Source organism: Candidatus Neomarinimicrobiota bacterium, from assembly GCA_016784545.1.
Classification (GTDB): domain Bacteria; phylum Fidelibacterota; class UBA8477; order UBA8477; family JABMPR01; genus JABMPR01.
Genome location: JADHUM010000004.1, coordinates 45,610 through 64,396 on the forward strand (window position 1 = coordinate 45,610; position 18,787 = coordinate 64,396).

The 18,787-nt window shown below is 44.8% G+C and carries 12 protein-coding genes; 5 read left to right on the plus strand and 7 right to left on the minus strand.

Annotated features, from left to right (window positions below; all coding sequences use genetic code 11):
• Positions 1-2: 2 nt before the first annotated feature.
• Genes ISR87_01855 through ISR87_01875 form a run of 5 tightly spaced genes read left to right on the plus strand, consistent with a single transcriptional unit; the run spans position 3 to position 5,144 of the window.
• Positions 3-1,523, plus strand: coding sequence for an aldehyde dehydrogenase family protein (locus tag ISR87_01855; GenBank protein MBL7024173.1), 1,521 nt, complete (start codon positions 3-5; stop codon positions 1,521-1,523).
• 45 nt (positions 1,524-1,568) lie between these two features.
• The gene (gene rsmI, locus ISR87_01860; protein ID MBL7024174.1) at positions 1,569-2,246 is read left to right on the plus strand and encodes a 16S rRNA (cytidine(1402)-2'-O)-methyltransferase; all 678 of its coding nucleotides are present in this window, start codon (positions 1,569-1,571) and stop codon (positions 2,244-2,246) included.
• Complete coding sequence (locus tag ISR87_01865; GenBank protein ID MBL7024175.1) at positions 2,243-2,869, plus strand: hypothetical protein; 627 nt, start codon at positions 2,243-2,245, stop codon at positions 2,867-2,869. The genes rsmI and ISR87_01865 overlap by 4 nt, the downstream gene beginning before the upstream one ends.
• Positions 2,866-3,501, plus strand: a complete 636-nt coding sequence (locus ISR87_01870) for a dTMP kinase (protein MBL7024176.1) — start codon at positions 2,866-2,868, stop codon at positions 3,499-3,501. The genes ISR87_01865 and ISR87_01870 overlap by 4 nt, the downstream gene beginning before the upstream one ends.
• Positions 3,498-5,144 carry a S41 family peptidase gene (locus tag ISR87_01875; protein MBL7024177.1) on the plus strand — a complete coding sequence of 549 codons (1,647 nt, stop codon included), beginning with the start codon at positions 3,498-3,500 and terminating at the stop codon, positions 5,142-5,144. The genes ISR87_01870 and ISR87_01875 overlap by 4 nt, the downstream gene beginning before the upstream one ends.
• Here ISR87_01875 and ISR87_01880 read toward each other — a convergent pair whose 3' ends face one another.
• The 7 genes from ISR87_01880 to ISR87_01910 form a co-directional block, all read right to left on the minus strand.
• Positions 5,145-5,618, minus strand: a complete 474-nt coding sequence (locus ISR87_01880; GenBank protein ID MBL7024178.1) for a DUF4442 domain-containing protein — start codon at positions 5,616-5,618, stop codon at positions 5,145-5,147.
• A 9-nt stretch (positions 5,619-5,627) separates the two neighbouring features.
• Complete coding sequence (locus tag ISR87_01885; GenBank protein ID MBL7024179.1) at positions 5,628-7,166, minus strand: response regulator; 1,539 nt, start codon at positions 7,164-7,166, stop codon at positions 5,628-5,630.
• 63 nt (positions 7,167-7,229) lie between these two features.
• Complete coding sequence (locus ISR87_01890; protein ID MBL7024180.1) at positions 7,230-8,612, minus strand: amino acid permease; 1,383 nt, start codon at positions 8,610-8,612, stop codon at positions 7,230-7,232.
• Positions 8,613-8,968: 356 nt separating this feature from the next.
• A complete protein-coding gene (locus ISR87_01895) occupies positions 8,969-10,327 on the minus strand; it encodes an NAD-dependent succinate-semialdehyde dehydrogenase (GenBank protein MBL7024181.1) in 1,359 nt (452 codons plus the stop codon).
• Positions 10,328-10,350: 23 nt separating this feature from the next.
• Positions 10,351-15,015, minus strand: a complete 4,665-nt coding sequence (locus ISR87_01900) for a CotH kinase family protein (protein MBL7024182.1) — start codon at positions 15,013-15,015, stop codon at positions 10,351-10,353.
• Between the two features lie 161 nt (positions 15,016-15,176).
• On the minus strand, positions 15,177-17,891 hold the full coding sequence (locus ISR87_01905; protein MBL7024183.1) for a T9SS type A sorting domain-containing protein: 2,715 nt from the start codon (positions 17,889-17,891) through the stop codon (positions 15,177-15,179).
• A 106-nt stretch (positions 17,892-17,997) separates the two neighbouring features.
• A complete protein-coding gene (locus ISR87_01910; protein MBL7024184.1) occupies positions 17,998-18,555 on the minus strand; it encodes a manganese efflux pump in 558 nt (185 codons plus the stop codon).
• Positions 18,556-18,787 lie beyond the last annotated feature (232 nt).

Genomic DNA, 18,787 nt, shown 5'->3' on the forward strand with positions numbered 1-18,787 from the left:
TTATGGATTTCTTAAAAGAATTAGGAATTGAAGAATTTAACGCTGGTGCCTGTGTAGGAGCCGGTGAATGGTTGGCGACTGGCGGGGACGATGTCCTCAAATCTCGCAACCCAGCCACTGGTGAAGTTATTGCCAATGTGTATCAGTGCACGGAAGAAGCCTATGAGCAGGTTGTTGCTCAAGCCGATGAAGCCTTTAAGGAATGGCGCCAGGTTCCAGCCCCAGTTCGTGGAGAATTGGTCCGCTTGATGGGTGTGGCTCTGAGAGAGAAAAAAGATGCACTGGGTAGCCTGGTTTCCCTCGAGATGGGAAAGATAAAGCAGGAGGGTGACGGTGAAGTTCAGGAAATGATCGACATTGCCGATTTTGCAGTTGGACAGTCCCGCATGCTATATGGCAGCACCATGCACTCCGAGCGTTTTCAGCACAGAATGTATGATCAGTATCATCCGCTGGGCGTGGTTGGAGTCATTTCAGCTTTTAATTTTCCAGTCGCTGTTTGGGCCTGGAACTCATTCCTGGCAGCCATTGCTGGTGATACCACTATCTGGAAACCATCATCAACTGCCCCGCTATGTGGTATCGCAGTGCAGAATATCTGTAACAAGGTTTTGACTGACAATGGTTACAAAGGAATCTTTAATCTGGTGATTGGTCGCGGTTCTGTTATTGGTGAGCGTCTCATCAATGATAAACGTATTCCGCTTGTATCCTTCACAGGATCCACTCCCATGGGTCGTCATGTGGGTGAAGTGGTTGCAAAACGTTTTGGCAGTACCATTCTTGAATTAGGTGGTAATAATGCCATCATCATTGATGATACAGCCAATCAGGATATGGCTATCATGGCTACTGTTTTTGGTGCTGTGGGAACTGCTGGACAGCGCTGTACTTCCACACGCCGAATCATCATCCAGGAAGAGATCATGGAACCCTTTGTTGACAAGCTGGTGAAGGCCTACAAACAAGTCCGTATAGGCGATCCACTGGTTGAAGGAACCCTTATGGGACCTCTGGTGAATGCAGCTGCTGTAGAAGACTATGAGCATGCTATTGGTGAAATCAAGAAGGCTGGTGGAAGAATTCTTGCCGGTGGCAACGCATTGAAAGACAGAGCAGGATATTTTGTTGAGCCTACCATAGTATTGGGAGAAAACCATTGGGAAATTATCCAGACGGAGACTTTTGCACCCATCCTGTATATCATTCCATTCAAAACCATTGATGAAGCTATTGAGTTGCACAATGCCGTCCCACAGGGACTTTCTTCAGCTATGTTCACCATGAATATGCAACATGCAGAACGATTCCTATCCCACACTGGTTCTGATTGTGGAATTGCCAATATCAATATTGGTACCTCAGGTGCAGAAATTGGTGGAGCCTTTGGTGGTGAAAAGGAAACTGGCGGTGGCCGTGAATCAGGTTCAGACGCCTGGAAAGCCTATATGCGTCGTCAGACCAATACCATTAATTGGAGTAAGGACCTACCGCTGGCTCAGGGTATTTCCTTCGATCTATAGAACTGGATTATTAGCGGGGCTTTTTTAAGTCCCGCTGAATCATTTATGCCTGCTGGAAAAATATATATTGTCTCTACACCCATCGGTAATCTCGGTGATTTTACTTTTAGAGCCGTTGATGTCTTAAAGTCGGTTCAGCTTATTGCTGCGGAAGACACACGGGTTTCAGGGGTCTTACTGAAGCACTATGAGATAAAGACCCCCATGTTGCCCTATCATGACCACAATAAAGAACAGGCAACCCCTGGTCTTTTGAGGAAAGTGGAAGGGGGCGATGATATCGCTCTCATCACTGATGCTGGGACACCCCTGGTCAGTGATCCTGGATTCTTTCTGGTGCGAGCTGCCATTGCTCAAAATATTGAGGTGATCCCCATTCCAGGTGCTTCGGCTATGCTGGCTGCTCTTGTAGCCGCCGGGCTTCCCTCAGATCGATTTACCTTTGAAGGGTTTCTGCCCAGGAAAAAGGGGCGTCAAACCCGGTTTAAAATGCTGGCTGAAGATCCCAGAACCATCATCCTGTATGAATCACCTCACCGTGTTGGCAAGACACTCAAGGATATTGGAGAGCATATGGGCGACAGGCAGGTTGTTATCGGCAGGGAAATAACAAAAAAATTTGAAGAATTCATTCGTGGTTCAGTCTCAGAGATCAGGGAACAGTTGGACACGCGTAGCATTAAAGGTGAAGTAGTAATTATGATTGGAGGGAACAAGGCGTGACCAAAGACCAAGTTTTCGAGTATGCACGAGATGATTTTAATTATCCCAGATGGATTCAAAACCTTCTAAAGAAAGCCCTCAACTTTGCCATCACAAAGGTTCAGGAAGGGAAGGTTGAAGCCAGTACACTGACCAAGACCCGTTATGTTGTTGGTTTATCCAGTATGTTTGCCCTGGTATTGGGCTTGTATCTATGGACAGCAGTCTTTCTGGCGATCTGGCTGTTCATGGATCAGATTCAGTTGCACCTGTTTGTTGATAGATCTGCTCCCAGCAGCCGGTTTAAACATTTTGTGGAGGAAGTGCCACTTATGTTTGCATTAAGTCTTCACATGTGGGTTGAGGGGCATCTTTGGACGGGTATAGCCGGTCTCGTTGGAATTACTGGTCTCTATCTGCTTACAAATTTGCAGATGAAATATGATCTGACAGCCATTAATCTCCCACATCTCTACTTTTTAAGATGGGATAGAATGGGCATCCTGTTTCTGTTTACGCTGTTAGGGTCCTGGCCTGGTGAAAGAGCCTACTTGTTTGTGGTGCTCTTGGCCTGGTTCCTGGCAGCCTTAAGTTTTTACGATTATATCTGGATACTTATCCAATTAGCTAAAAAGAAAAAATGAAAACTGTTAAACCACTGCTCATAAGTTTCGAAGGTATTGACGGATCTGGGAAATCAACCCAGTGCAAAATGCTGTATCATGAACTCCTGGATCGGGGTTATGGTGTCCATTTATATCGAGAACCAGGTGGGACTTCAATTTCTGAAAAAATTCGAGATATTCTTCTGGATCGGGAAAACGTTAAAATGAGTCCCATCACTGAGATGCTGCTTTATTTCTCCAGTCGAAACCAACTCATATCCGAAAAAGTCCTCCCGGCCCTGGCAAGGGGCGAAATCGTTCTGTTGGATCGATTTGTGGACAGTACCATTGCCTATCAGGGCTATGGCAGGGATTTATCACTTGAGAGCATCCAAAAGGTTGCTGAGGTGGCTATTGGAGATCTTTCTCCCGACCTGACCATTCTGGTTGATACACCCCTGGACACCGCTGAAGACAGGATGGACCATCGTGAACTTGATCGTTTGGAAGCTGAAAATGAAGAGTTTAAGCAAAGAACCCGAAATGGTTATCTGCAATTGGTAAAAGCGGAACCACACCGCTTCCTTCTTCTGGATGGACGCGAGGCCATTGACACATTGAAACGCAAGGTCTTTGATCGGGTTGACCAGTTATTAGAGGCAACAGTTTGAAATTTCGATCCACACTTTTACCTGTTTTGACACTGCTTCTGCTCACTGGATGGGCAGCAACAATTTATACCCAGGCACATTCTGAACGTGTGGAGGGTGAAGCTTCAATCACCAAGGTATTTCAGACTATTCTTGATCGTTATGTTGCCGAGATTGATCCCGATAAGCTTGCAGATGCAGCCATTGAGGGAATGCTGAGTGAACTTGATCCCTACTCCCAGCATATTGATGATAATAATTCATATCGCCTTGATGCCATAACAACTGGTGAGTATGGTGGTGTGGGTATCCATCTTGGTCGTATGAATGATTCTCTCATTGTGATCTCACCCATGGATGGGACACCGGCATTTCTCCAGGGCATTCATGCTGGAGACCGAATTGTAAAAATTGATTCTGTCTGGACCAAAAAGCTGAATCTGAACGAAGCAGCCCGGATGGTACGGGGAGAGCAGGGGTCCACAATAAATCTTCTCATTAAAAGAGAAGGCGAAACTGATTATATAAATTTTGAGCTGATTCGAGAATTGATTAAGGTTCCAGATGTGAGTTATTCCGGGTTACTGAGAGAGCGGACGGGGTATGTGAAACTTTCCAATTTTTCAAAGTACTCTGCTGAAGAGCTGGAAAAAGCCATTCGCAAGATGAACAAAGTTGGCCTTGAAGCGCTAATAATAGATGTGAGGGGTAACCCCGGTGGACTTCTCAGTGCAGCCCTCATGAGTGCAGATCTGTTTATTGAACAAGGTGCCACCCTGTTGGAAACCCGGGGACGTGTGGATCAGTCCAATAAGAAATATCTGTCTCGTCGTCGTCCCATCGTTAAGACGGATCTTCCAGTAGCCATTCTCATAGATGGTGGATCGGCCTCAGCTTCAGAGATACTCGCGGGTATTCTTCAGGACTATGATAGGGCAGTGGTGATTGGTGAACCTTCGTTTGGCAAAGGTTTGGTTCAAACCGTAACCCGCTTGTCACCTGATACCCGACTCAAGCTTACCTCAGCAAAATACTATCTGCCCAGTGGTCGCCTTATTCAGAAACGTGAAATCGCTCAGGATGTGCTGTATGAAGATTTACTTATTTCTCAGGATACTTCTTTTCTCTCTGACAATAACCGCAAGTTCGAAGGTGGGGGTGGTGTTGAACCCGATATTTACACAGAAGATTTTCCTTTAAGTAATCTTGAGAACTCTCTGTGGCGTAAGCGGCTATTCTTTAAATATGCTCTAAAATATGGTGAGGAGCATCCAGGTCTCAGCATGCCAATTCATTTCGATGATTCTGAGGTGGATAGCTTTTATACCTGGATGGATCAGCATGAATTAATCCCAGAAACAAACTTCAATCTCTGGATAACCGATCTTGAGGATGCCATTGACACATCAAGTGCTATCTATTCTGATGTACTGGATTTGCAACATTCTTTGAGTCTATTGGAAGAAATTTATGCTCAAGAAGAGTTTCATAAAATAAAATTTCAAATTCTGGCTGGTCTGGAAAAGGAAATGGCCAGAGTTTTAGGTGGAAACGGGGCTCGAATTGCTGCCTCTTTGGCCCATGATCGTGTTGTTTTGAAAGCGATTGAAGTCCTATCGTCAGGGAAGCAGATTCAGGAAATCCTTGCTGGTCCTACTGAGTAATTAATCCTTTACTTTTAAAGAAAGCGTAAGGGTGAAAGTCGCCAGGATTTCAGCTCCATATTTGTCTGGCGCCGTCACTAGAATATTGATTGGTTCATGGTGACGCTCACCCGTATCGATGACCTTTTGAATGAGTGACCCTATTTTTTCACCATCGGTGCAGGTGAAAATGGCATCTGCATCAACTCTTTTTAAAAAATCTGCATGCATATCTTTAAATACGAGATTGATTTTGTGGTCACTTCTGGCAAGCATTTGCATGGCCAATAAACCACCAGCCAGATCGGCACCGACTGCCAAAACACCGAAATACATACTCATTAGATGATTTCGGGTCCGGCGGCGCAAGGGAATTTTGATCATACACTGGGATTGATTCAACTGTAAGACCTGGGGTTTTACAAAAAATATCAGGGGTATTTTGGTGATTCCAAAATATCGAACCAGGAGCGTTTGTTTCCAGCGTGTTTTCATAATGCCAAATTATATCAAATGCTGGATGGTTTCTTTTAATTCGGCCAAACGGAAGGGTTTGGTCATAAAGTCGCTGCAACCTGCATCAAGGCATCTATCCCTATCAGAGGTGAAGGCATGGGCAGTCAGGGCAATTATGGGTATATTTAACCACTTATCCTCTCCTCGGAGATATCTGGCGAGATCAAGTCCATCTTCATCCCCCCTCAGGGAGAGATCCAATAGAATTAACTGAACTTCTTCAGCATTCAGCACGTCTTTAGCATCTGATACCGAATCTGCAAAATGAAGGTCATAGTCTTTGCTAAGGGTGAAACTGGCCAGCTTTTGAGAATTAGGGTCATCCTCCACCACAAGAATGCTCATTCTGGTGTCCTGAGTGGCGTCTGAGTGCCCACCCACAGAATCAATAGGTTTTGGTTCGTCAACAGCTATTACCGGTTTCACAGAGGGATCTATGGGTAAATAAACGGTAAATTTGCTCCCTACTTCCCGCTCACTCTCAAAGGTTATCTTTCCATTGATCAGGGAGAGATAGCGGTGGGCCAGTGCCAACCCAAGACCAATACCTTGAAAATTCTTGGTATAGCCAGTGCTTTCCTGGGAAAAAACATTGAACATGTGGTCCTGATACTCTTTGGACATTCCTATGCCCGTATCCTTAATGATGATAATGACAGAGCCATCAACAATCTCAGTGTCCAGGTCGACGTGGCCGGAGCTTGTATACTTTATGGCATTGTCGATAAGATTGGTGATAGCCTGTGTCGCACAGTACTCATCAGATATTATGTTAATTTCAGTATCAGGAAGGTTGATGTTGAGTTCCAAATTCTTAGCCTTGGCTGCGGATTTGAATGAGGCTCCCAGATCTTTTATAATTTTGCCCAGATTAACGGTTTCGGTTTTCAATTCAAAAGTGCCGGTTTCAATTTGGGAAATATCCAGGATGTGATGAACGGTTTGCCAAAGGCGTTCGCCGCTCATGTAAATGGTTTCAAAATATACATCCAAATTTTCATCAATCTTGCCTTTGACTTTTTCCTCAATCAGCTCAGTAAACCCCAGTATTGAATTGATGGGAGTTCTGATCTCATGACTCATATTGGCCAGGAAGAGGGTCTTGACTTCTTCGTTCTTTAAGGCCCGTTCTTTGGCAGCTATAAGCTCAGTCTCAGTATTTTTGAGATTGGTGATGTCCGTGGCGTAGTAGTGTAACAGATTTTGGTTTTCCAGGAAGAATGCTGTCCATAGGAGGTGCGAGCCACCCAATGATACCTCCCGTGAAGGAATTTTGCCCTTATCGGAGGAGGCAGTTTTTATGTCCGATTTATACGTCTTCGGTAATATTTGGGAAACCTGCGACATATCCAGATTCATCTTATCAAGGAGTTGGATTCCTGCAGGATTTATATAACTGGGAACGCCATCTAGATCAACCTCTACAACAGGCATGGGGTTGGCAAGTGGAAAAAAAGCGAGTCGCTCTATCTCCTGTTGCGCTCTATCGCTTTCGCTTATATCAAGTGGTTCTTTTTTAGCAGTCAACTTTGGTTTTTACCTTAATATTTAATAGACACATTTTAAAAAGACCAGACATCTGCATGAGAATTATTCTCTAACTAATTTATCTCGCTTGTGGATGTAAAAGTAATAGTAAATCGATCCCAGACTAGTCAAACCCAGACCTATGAGAGACGGAATGAGAGTCGTCATAAGTGTAATAACAAAGAAAGTGGCGTATATGACAATTACAATAATCAAACTCCATGGATATAACCAGGCCTTGTAAGGTCTGTCAACAGTAGGATATTTCTTTCTGAGAATAAAAATGGCTCCAAATACCATGAGATTGAATACAGTTGATGTGGCTGAGAAAAAATCGATAATCGTCTCATAGGAGTTCGCTGCAGACACGGCAAAAGTCAATAGTACGGTTGCCCAGACACCTTGTCCGATCAAAGCATTGTTGGGGGTTTTATGTTTTTTGCTGAGTACAGCAAATTTTTTAAAAAACATGCCATCTCGCGCCATGGCCTGCAGGGCTCTTGCTTTACATAGGATTTGAGTGCTCACATTTCCAAAAGTATTAAACATGACCGCCACGGAAATTAGAATGCCACCGGTGGCACCAAGAGCAACTTTCATGGCTTCTGTTGCTACCTCATTATTGTCGGCGATTTGAGCAGGTGTCAATTGGAACAGATAGGCAGCGTTTGCACCCATATATAGAACCATTACACCGGCTATTCCGATAAACAGAGATAGGGGTAAATTCTTACGTGGGTTCTTCACTTCTTCGGCGATATATGTAGCACCCTCCCAACCACTAAATGCAAAAAAGGCGTATCTCAGGCCTGCACCCACGGCTAGAAATGTGGACCCACTGAAGGATTCCGGTAAAAGAGGATTGACAAAATTTGACAGAGACCCTGTTGACCAACTGGTAAAACTCACACCGATGATACCACCCACAGCAACCACTTTGATAGCACCAAAGAAGTTCTGAATTTTACCGCTAAGTCGAACACCAAAAAGATTTACCACGGTAAGCAACCATATGGTAGACAGAGCAATAAAAAATAGAGTAATCTGTCCAAAGGCCTGACCAGATGCGATTCGCCAGAGGGCATTTAGATACTCTCCAAAAATGAGGGCCACAGCAGCAATAGAGGCAGTTTCGGAGACAAAAAACATGGCCCAGCCACGGAGAAAAGCCCAGAAGGGGTGATAGGCCATTTTCAAATAGACATAGGGACCGCCAGAGCGGGGCATCATGGCAGCCAGTTCAGCATAGACGACTGCCCCAAAGATGGTCACAATGCCACCAAGGACCCAGACAAGACCAAATAAGGAGGTACAACCCACCAGAGCCATAATGGGTGCTGGGGTTCTAAAAATGCCTGATCCAATAATCCTGCTGATCACAATGGAGATAGCCTCAATGAGCCCAAGATCCCGTTTGTATTCAGTTGAGTCGCCGAAATCTCTCATTTGCGAAGTCATCTCAGTGGTGGACAATCGAACCTCCAGGTGTAAAGTGCATCTTGTTTGAGCAGCTTAAACAAAGCCAAATGGATTTTTGCTCAATTTAATAAGGACGAGCATTCAAGTTTGATATCCTCAAATGGTAGTGGTGCTTCATTATGTGGAATCAACAGAACAGCCTTATTTAATAGCTGAAATCTCATGAAGCAAGGGGGTATTTCTCTTCATTCATAAATATTTGATACTATCAATTTGTGTTTTTAGAAAAACAAACTGATCTAGAGATATTAATATTCGTATATCACTGATACATAGATAGTTATGAGATATACCTAAATAGGAATAATGATGAGTATGAAGTGCTATGCAATCCAAATTGATTTGATATTGGTGAACTCACGGATACCAAAATGTGATAGCTCACGTCCATAGCCTGAACGCTTGATGCCGCCAAAAGGAAGCCGTGGATCAGAAACAGTCATCCCATTCACAAAGACTGCTCCACTCTCGACTTGCCTCGCAAGCTTCTCACCCCTGACCAAATCATTGGTCCAGAGTGAACCCCCCAGGCCAAATTCGGAATCATTGGCTACTTCGATGGCTTGCTCAGCATCTTTCACGGGGATGATGGCAGAGACAGGCCCAAAGGTCTCCTCGTGATATAGACTCATACCTCGCCTAACATCACTTATTACCGTAGGCTCATAGAAGAAACCTGGTCCAGGAATGGATTTTCCTCCCAGAAGGAGTCTGGCACCATCATCCAGACTTGCTTTGACCTGTTCATGCAATTCATCGCGGAGATCCGCCCTCGCCAGGGGCCCAACCTGTGTGTCTGCCAGGAGGGGATCACCAACAAGAAGGGTTGACATGATCTCAGCTTTTTTGGTTTCAAATTCCTCAAGACGAGATTCAACAACTATAAACCTTTTGGCAGCAATACAGCTTTGACCGTTGTTGATCATGCGCGCATTGACGGCTGTTGTCACACATTTATCAATATCTGCATCCTCCAGAACGATGAAAGGATCAGATCCACCCAATTCCAGGACGGTTTTCTTGAGGGCTCGTCCCGCTATGGCGGCGACGTTCATTCCCGCCGCTTCACTACCTGTCAGGGTGACTGCTCGGATATGAGGATTCATAATGACTGACTCGACTTGGCTGGCCGATATCATCAAGGCTCTAAACAGGTTTTCTGGAAATCCTGCCTTGATAAAGATATTCTCAATGGCCAGTGCGCATCCAGGGACGTTGGAAGCATGTTTAAGAACGGCAGCATTGCCAGCCATGAGGGCGGGTGCGGCGAAGCGAAAGACTTGCCAGAACGGGAAATTCCAGGGCATGACTGCCAGAACAATTCCCAGGGGTTCAAAACTGACAAAGCTTTTGGAAGCGTTTGTCTCCACCATCTCATCGGCGAGAAAGGATTCTGCATTGTCTGCATAAAACTCACACACCCAGGCGCATTTTTCAATTTCAGCCCGGGCTTCATGGATGACTTTCCCCATTTCAAGGGTCATGAGCTGAGCTAATTCTTCATTTTGCTCTCGCAGAATGAAGGCTGCCTGTTTCATTTTCTTGGAACGAAGGCTAAAGTCGGTGGATTTCCAATCTATCCAGGCTTCTCCGGTTTTTGATACAATTGACAGCGCTTGCTCATTTGAATGAGTCTCATATTTCCGGATAAGCTCGCCTGTGGCGGGATTGATTGATTTCATATGTTTCCCCGTTGTTTCCGCAACTATTTCAGCAATACCATTTTAATTGTTTTGGTATACTCGCCGGCGACAATATGACACAAGTAAACCCCAGCACTTACTGGCTTGCTACGATGATTGCTACCATCCCAGATCAACTTTTTGTATCCTATGGTCTGGGTTTCATTGACCAGAGTCCTGATCAATCGGCCTCGAAGATCATAGATCAAAACTTGAACTTCAGCTGGTTCAGGTAATTCATATCGAATGGTCGTGTTTGGATTAAATGGATTGGGATAATTCTGATGCAAGGCGAACTGTTCTGGGATAGACGGCATCGATACAAGGTCAAGAAACTGATTTGAGTTACCAGGCGTAGGGGATAGCATGGCCCAATTATTACTACCATCAGGAACTCTACCCCAGGAGATGTCAGTTATCTGAGCGCCAAAAGTAAGTGAGTCGATGATACTTAAACCATTTGAATCAACCAGGGCAATGAACTCACCTGAGGCACTTAATTTGAAATTGGCGTGGAGCGGCCCCTGGCTACCATCTTCATCACACCAGATGAGGAGAAATCCACCATGTTCAATGGTGGAAGCCATCTCAGGAAATTGCCATTTGGTCAAGTTGTTGGGATTGTCCGTTAAATATAAATTGGAAAGATCCAGTGTTTCTTCAGTAGGATTATAAATCTCAATCCAATCATCATATTCACCTGATTCATCGGCGTTGGAGGTTGAATTACTGGCCAGGAATTCATTGATCTTCAGAAATGAAACATATCTACCTGGAATTGGGAAAGGGTAATCATCAGGGTTGAAGGAATAGTAAGCGCCCATATCTCTGGGGCTTCCATTCTCATCAAGGGGATCACCTGGATCGCCCGCATCCATGCAGGGTGAATTTGGCGTCAATTCAAAATTATAAAGGCCTGGATCAACAAACAGGGGCTCGTCATACAAATTGCCTGCTCCCATCATCAATTCAGCATTGGACAAAGAATAGGTTACTGTTTGAGCGGAAAACGCATCCACAAAAAGTGTTGAGATCAAGCTGTTGGAATAAATACTATTCCTTTCCCAGGCTTCACCTCCACCATTACCGACATTTTTTTCGAAACAGACCAGACTGATTTCATTGTTAGCATAGGTGTTATTTAAGAGCAGCGCGACGGAACTGTCTTTCACAGCGACACCCCACTTGCACCCAACAATCAAATTTCTCTCTATGCTTGTTGTGGAATGCTGGCCAACAGAAATACCCTTATCTGATGAATGGTATATCTGATTATCGGTGATGAGAATCCCCACACAACGCTCACCCAGATCAATGCCATCTGAATTTGGCCCTGCAAAGTTGTAGATATGGTTATTGGATACAACCCCTGACTCAACCCCATCAAGGTCGATAGCGTCCGTGTCAGGCGCCTGAGAACCATAAAAGGTGCAGTTGTCAATGAGAACCTCTGCCCGTTTGACATTGATGAAGTCAGAGATGAACTCACAACGCAGGGAACTATTTAACAATTTGACGGAACCACCTTGTATGTAGATGGGGAATAACACATCCTGAATATCCAGATGATCGATGATCAGATTTGCATTATGCCCAGAAATGGCCCCGCGATGAATGATGGGATCTACACCCTTGGAAGCACCCGAAAGAGAGAGGTGGTTAATTCTTGAAGTATCTGTAGCATTGGAGAAGGAGATACCACCCCATCGCAGCGTTCCTGTTTCAACATTGGGAGAGATAATTACAGGTGAAGCATTTGTGCCATTAATGAGGAGGTGACCATCCACGATGATATGTCCCTGTTCAGGCATGAGAATCTCTACACCAGCCTCCAGGGTCAGGGTGAGTCCCGCAGGAATCTGCAGATTTTCTGAAACGTAGTAAGTCTGATTACCCAGGAGTGTGGTATTCTCCTGAATTTGGGCAGGTAGAATGTTACCAGTACTCGGTTGAAACAAGGCAATAAAACTCGTATCTGTCTCACAAGTGTAGAGAATGCTGGTGGAATCCGAGATGCCAGACCAGCCAACGACTTCCCATCCTGGCGCGGGAACGGCAGTGAGGTGGAGGGGATGATCTCTGAAATAGGTTCCCGTATTATTTTCAGATAGCTGAGGGACATCATTTATCAAAATATGTCCACCCTCAGAAGGATAGGTTGCCAGATTCATATCGATGGTCCCATTCAGGATCAAATGACTGTTGAAATGATCAAACAGATTCGCTGTTCGATTTTGGGCAAAAGTCTTGATGGCCTCCGTCTCATTTTCCCAGGATGTCATGGATGAAATACCGCCTTGGGATCCCCATCTGTCAATATGACGAGGCATTTCATCAGTGATGGTATTGCTTAAACTATCCACAATTCTTTCAACTCGCTCAGTCAGAAAGGTATTGTTGAAATGTGCGGCAGCCCGTTGGAGAAAGCGGTCTTTGAACCGTTCGCTGACCATGAGATATTGAAACAGAAGATAATCCCTCAAGAGATTGTCCAGGAGGTTATTATTGACATTGGATGGATTAAAACCACGGTCCACATCCACAATTAACCATTGCCATTTTCCGTCACCACCTCTGGGGCGCCACCATTCACGGTTATGCCCCCAGCTGGTGTTGGCACAGTATAAAGTCATGACGACATGATCAATAAATCCATCAATATTCATTCGCTCTGACAATTCATTGTATACTGTAATCTGGTCAAGATCACTATTTTGTACGAATGAGATGAAATCATTATAGGCGAGCTGGTCACCTTCAATGGTGAGCAATCGGGTTCCAGCCTGTGTGGCACCATATTCAAGATGATCTATATTATCGGGATCAACTCCAAAATTCTCAAAGAAATAGCGGGTATTGTACTTTTCCCGAATATTGTAAATCCCCCAATATTCGCCATTCAGAAAAAGGGCGGAGGGTTGGTAAGCCATATAGCCGCAATCCATCATACCTTTCACAAGACTACCGGTCATGGGATCCCGTAGCAGGGTTTCTTCCCAGTCATCACCACCATTTCGGAAAACGATTCGGGAAAAATCCGAGATGGGTTTGGTTTTGAAAATCTGATAGGGAATAAGATCCTCACCAAATCTGTCGCGTGTGTAAATAGTAAAGGGTTTCTGGGGTTTGGTCCAGATGTTCAATCCACCCAATCTTGCTCCGGCATCAATGCGAAATCCAGTCTCAGTATCCTGCTGGAAATAGTGGATGGATACAGGGATTTCTCGTTGCTTGTACTCGTTCTCATAAATACCAATATCGGTATCCCAGAGGGTGGGAGGTTCAGCAACCAATGAAATAGTGGGCAGAAAATGCTGTTCATCAATGAAATAAGACGCTGTCATGAGTTCACCGGGTAGTAATCCAGCTTCAAATGATCTGGCCTTTACAACGGTGGTAGCATCAATGGTGATACTTCCAGAATAGAGTGGACTCGAACTGCCTGGTCTGCTTCCATCCAGAGTGTAGTGAATTTGAGCCTGGGAAGATGCAGTTGTCAGGGACACGCTGATAGCGCCATTATAAAAGCCGCTGGCGACTGAAGTTGCCACAGCTGTGGTTTTATCTGTGCCCGCACTTTGGGGAGTTAAGTTCGTATTCCCTGGTGTAGGTTCTCCGAAAAAGGTCCAGCTCATAGCTCCAGAAGGGCGTCCGAAGGAAACATCGGTTACTTGTTCATCGAAAGATACATAATCAACAATGCTGGCCTCAGAGTAGTTGATTCCCACAAGCTCAAGATCAAAACTTATATCTGAGCTGGTTTCACTTATCTGGTGTATTTCTACTGCCAGACAGTTTTCTCCAGCGGTAAGCTCATTGGTGGAAATAGTATATTCATAAAATGCATCTTCTTCAGCAGAACTCACTGCCGTGCTGGCCAGGGTTTCGTTGGTGATGTCCCCACTGGGTAAATTCGATCGGATGATCTCAGTCCCATTTAAATAAACCACTGCACCATCATCACGCTTAATCTGGATTATCAGATTACTGATGGCATTTGGATCATTTACAATGAAGGTTTTCCGAAAATAAGTCGTGATCTGCTTCTGATTGCTATCATCACCATAGTCCACGATGGTGTTTTCATCCCCATCCCCATAACCCAGTTCTGCCTGACCCTCAGCCCAGCTGGCATCATCATAATTATTTTCAATCCAGGATGGATCAAGGTTGGAACCATCATCCAGATACTTCCAAAATGATTCGGTGGGAATAAAGGAGGTTGTAGATGTTATATCTGCTTGGGCCAGAACCAGCTCTTCACCTGATTTGCTCAGTTTGAAGTTTGTGTGGTAGTGACGGGTGGAATAGTCATCATAGGGCCAGGTTTCACGTGTGTAAATAGAACCTGGTCCATCGTCATAGTCATCTGCCCAAACCAGCAAATACCCCTGGGCAGGAATGGAAGCGCCACCAGGTATTCTCCATTTTAGCGGATTGTTAAGATTATCCGACAGGAAGTATCCATCTAGCGATACTGGTGAATCTGAAGTGTTATGCAGTTCTATCCAGTCATTGTAGTCCCCAAAATCGTACATCTCAGGATAATCCCGCACATTTGAAGCGAGAAATTCATTGATTTGGATGTCCTGTCCCCAAATGGAAAAACTTAAGCTCAGTACAAGCAGAAAGCTCAGAGGAGTGTTCTGGAACAGTTTATGGGCAGGTTTTAATAATGGGCTATTCATAGATAGCATATAGTGTATCACCAACACGTTTTCGGACAAGTATTTTAGCAGTGGCTCTGGCCGGAGAATATGTCGAGGTCAAACATCCTCTGAGACTCCTAATATCAATTAAATATTGAATTTAGATTCGATATACATGCGAGCTACATGCGTGATTTGACTCACCTCAGGTATAGCATTTTGATTGTGTGCTGATAGCTCTCTGTTATTAAACTGCAAAAGTAGACACCCGTGCTAACAATCTGACCATCTTTATTTAACCCGGACCATTGGAGTTGATGATGTCCGAGGCCTTTATAACCATCAACCAAGGAGACGATCTCCTGGCCCCGAATATCGTATACAGTGAGACTGACATGGGTATCAATTGGAATCTGATACGAGATGGTGGTTGTTGGATTAAACGGATTGGGATAATTCTGACGAAGCACAAAAGTATGGGGAAATTGGTGAAAATTGTCTTCTTCAACATCGCTTGGATCTAGCATCTGAATCTTTACCGCATCAGCTCTCAAAACGGGCCCTTGAGTGGTATTCCCAACATCGTGAACTTCCAGATCAATGGGGACATCAGCAGACAGGTAGTACATTCCAAGACTTACCCAATGGCCACTATTGGCATTTTGGTCCATGAAAACAGAATCAATAGGTGCACCATTAATTTTTAGCACATATGCCGCATTGTCACTTGAGTTGATGGTATTTGGAACAATATAGCTGACCTCATAGTAGCTGGGATCATCAGGCTCCAGACGAAATGATGCTGAAGCCCCGGAATTAAGCCAGGAGTACCGGCTGGACGATCCCCAGGCCTGGGCAACACTGGTAAACCACTCTCCGGTTTCCGTGTAGGATTCAGTATCTTCATTATCCACCACATAAAATGGGTACTGAACATTGGCCGTGATGACAATATCAAGTTGTGAGTGCATGGGATCATCGCTGGAAATTCTCAGCGTATCCTCAAGGGGACCCAAATCAAGGGGATGAAGGGTTAGGGGAACATCGATATCGCCCATGGGCTCTATCTGCAAGGGTAGTGACAGGTCAAAATTCACATGCTGGTTGATGCTTTCAAAATTGTGAATAGTCAGCATTGAAGTGCCCAGATTGTTGATTCTCAGATTTTGGGAAGTCGTGCGATTCAAGCTGATCTCCCCATAATTAATGTTTTGACTGGAGAGATGAATATCTCGCTGGCGTACTCTGGCTGTGAGTTTAAGAGCATCTACCGTGAGTCTTGCACCGGTCACAGTTTGGGTAATGTCACTTAATAATTCAACCACTTCGTTCTGTCCTGCATTCAGCGGGACAGTAGCTAAATAAATCCATTCATGGGCAGGTAGGGGAGCCATGAGCGATAGGGTATCAGATGTAATATTTGAATGAATGATGGCTTTTAGCGGGAATGGTGGCGTATCGGTGTCGGGTACCTGAATAAAAACATGATACAGTGAGGATTCCTGAATATCTGGTGACCATGAGACATGCACTGGATTGTTTTCATCGGTTGAGGCAGTGCGTGCATCTACCCCCCAGGCTGCATTTTCGGTATTGGTCCATACACCACTAAACTCGTTATAGCCCATATCTTCATTGTCCATATAGAGGTCATCGGGAATCAGGTTGATAAATTCAGTGGTCAGGTTTCCAGAAGTATCTGTGGCTGCTACACCGAGTTTTGCCAGTTCTGACGGAAAGGGGATGATTTCTGTGGTCCAGGACAACTCTGATTGTTGGATGCACTGGATTTTGCCATAGCTCTCATCTCTATACTTAACTGCCACAAAGGGTTGGGGCATAAACAGGGGTTCATTTGATGTGATATGATAGGTGCAGTTGTCTTCTGTCCCCTGACTGGTAAGGGTGATTTCAGGAGGTGTCTCATCAATAGTTCCACGCCACAACTGCATGGCCTCAACCCCTGTACAATAGCGGAAATCGACATCAGGATATAAATCAGCAGCGGTATGCGCCAATTGATCCATGGTAGCCATTTTCTCTGGGAAATCACTCTCTGGAAGGTGGGCCCAGAGGCAGGCAACTTGATCGGTGCCATTGCTGGCTGCTTCAAAAATGGAGTTCATAATGCTTGAGCCAGCGACCTGGCCAAAGGAAACGGAGCGTACATTCCAGCCAGGACCATCGCCATCCAACATGTAGTTTTCCAGTGAGGGTCTAAAAGGTACAAATTCTGAAGGGGATTCTGACCAATTATAGGAATTGTCCAGTGGTTCTTCTTCATCGACCCGGTTTGCAGGCCAGGCATTGTGCATACTGAAGGGGAGGATCTCATTCAGGTAATGCTGCCACTCATTGTCCATAAAGTGCCAGCCACTGCGAAATGAGACAGGGAAAACATCCTCTTCTAAAAGGAATTGAGCCAGGGTCACATCAAAATCGTCTTTAGATTCTCCAAAGGTGAGGGATTGATTCCAGAAATACATGCCATCCTGATCATAGTCAGACCAGAAAAATGTATGATAGTGAAGGGATAGTTCATCCCCATTGATGATGGCATTTTCTCCATGATATTTCTTCATCAGATACATGGTCATGATATTGGGGACAGGGAAGTTCCGGTTGGTAGCATAGCGGAAGATATTTCCGGCCATCATCCACCAGGTCATTTTCATGGGTTGACCGTATGAATCCACGAATTGTGCTCGAAACGCAGGGTCCATTACCTCATAGGTATTCATTGATGGATCTGTGTACAGAGCCTGGTTATAGGTGTTGTGATAGCGATTAACTGACATGCCGTCCCATATGGCAGTATCAGAACCCAATACCAGATAAACTGTGGCGGATTCAAGCTGGGAAACCCCAAGAATTAAGATTAGGAAAATGTTGAGAATTTTTTTTGATCGGTCCAAATCAGAGCTCCCCCTCGTGGTACCGCAAGTTTACAATTTAATTCCACCGATATGAAGAGATGTTTAAAAATTAACTATGGATATAGCTGCTAATATTAACTTACGCTCAATTGAGATGACTGACCAATATTCTGACCCCAATTCCCAGCAAGATGAGACCACCCAGGATTTCAACCCGGTGACCCAGCCAAGCTCCTGCAGTCTTCCCAATCCTGGTTGACAACGCTGATAAGATGGCAGTAATCACACCGATGAGGAGACAGGGGATCCAGATATTCACGTGAAGGATGGAAAAACTGAGACCAGCAGCCAGGGCGTCAATACTGGTGGCTATGCTCAGAGTAATAAGTGTCCACCCCTTGGATGGATCCACAGTGAGTCTATCATTGTCCGGGAAGAACCCGGAATAAATCATTCTACTACCGACGATTGCCAGGAGGATGAAGGCAATCCAATGATCCCACATGCTGATGTAATCCACAACAGTAGAGCCCAAAAGCCAGCCTATAAAAGGCATAAGTGCCTGGAAGAACCCGAAGTGGAAGGCGAGACGAAAGACAGCCCTGTTGTCGTTTACAAATCCGGCCGCAGCAGCTGTTATAGATACTGCTGAGGCATCCATTGCCAGACCGATTGCGATGAGTATCATCTCGAGTATAGACATGCTCCATGATAATCATTAATGCAATAAATCCATCTAAATAGAATGGAATCCGATGTAGCTTAATTCGCTCTATACAGGTTCCAGCTCAAAATCCTCTAATCACCCCCAAAACACCTGAAATGTTCCATATGGGCAAGGATTGGTTCCATCCGTGTTAGTCAGATTCCATCCTGAACCTTAATTTTTTGCTGAATATCAGGAGTACTTGCTAATAAATAATAGATGCGTTATA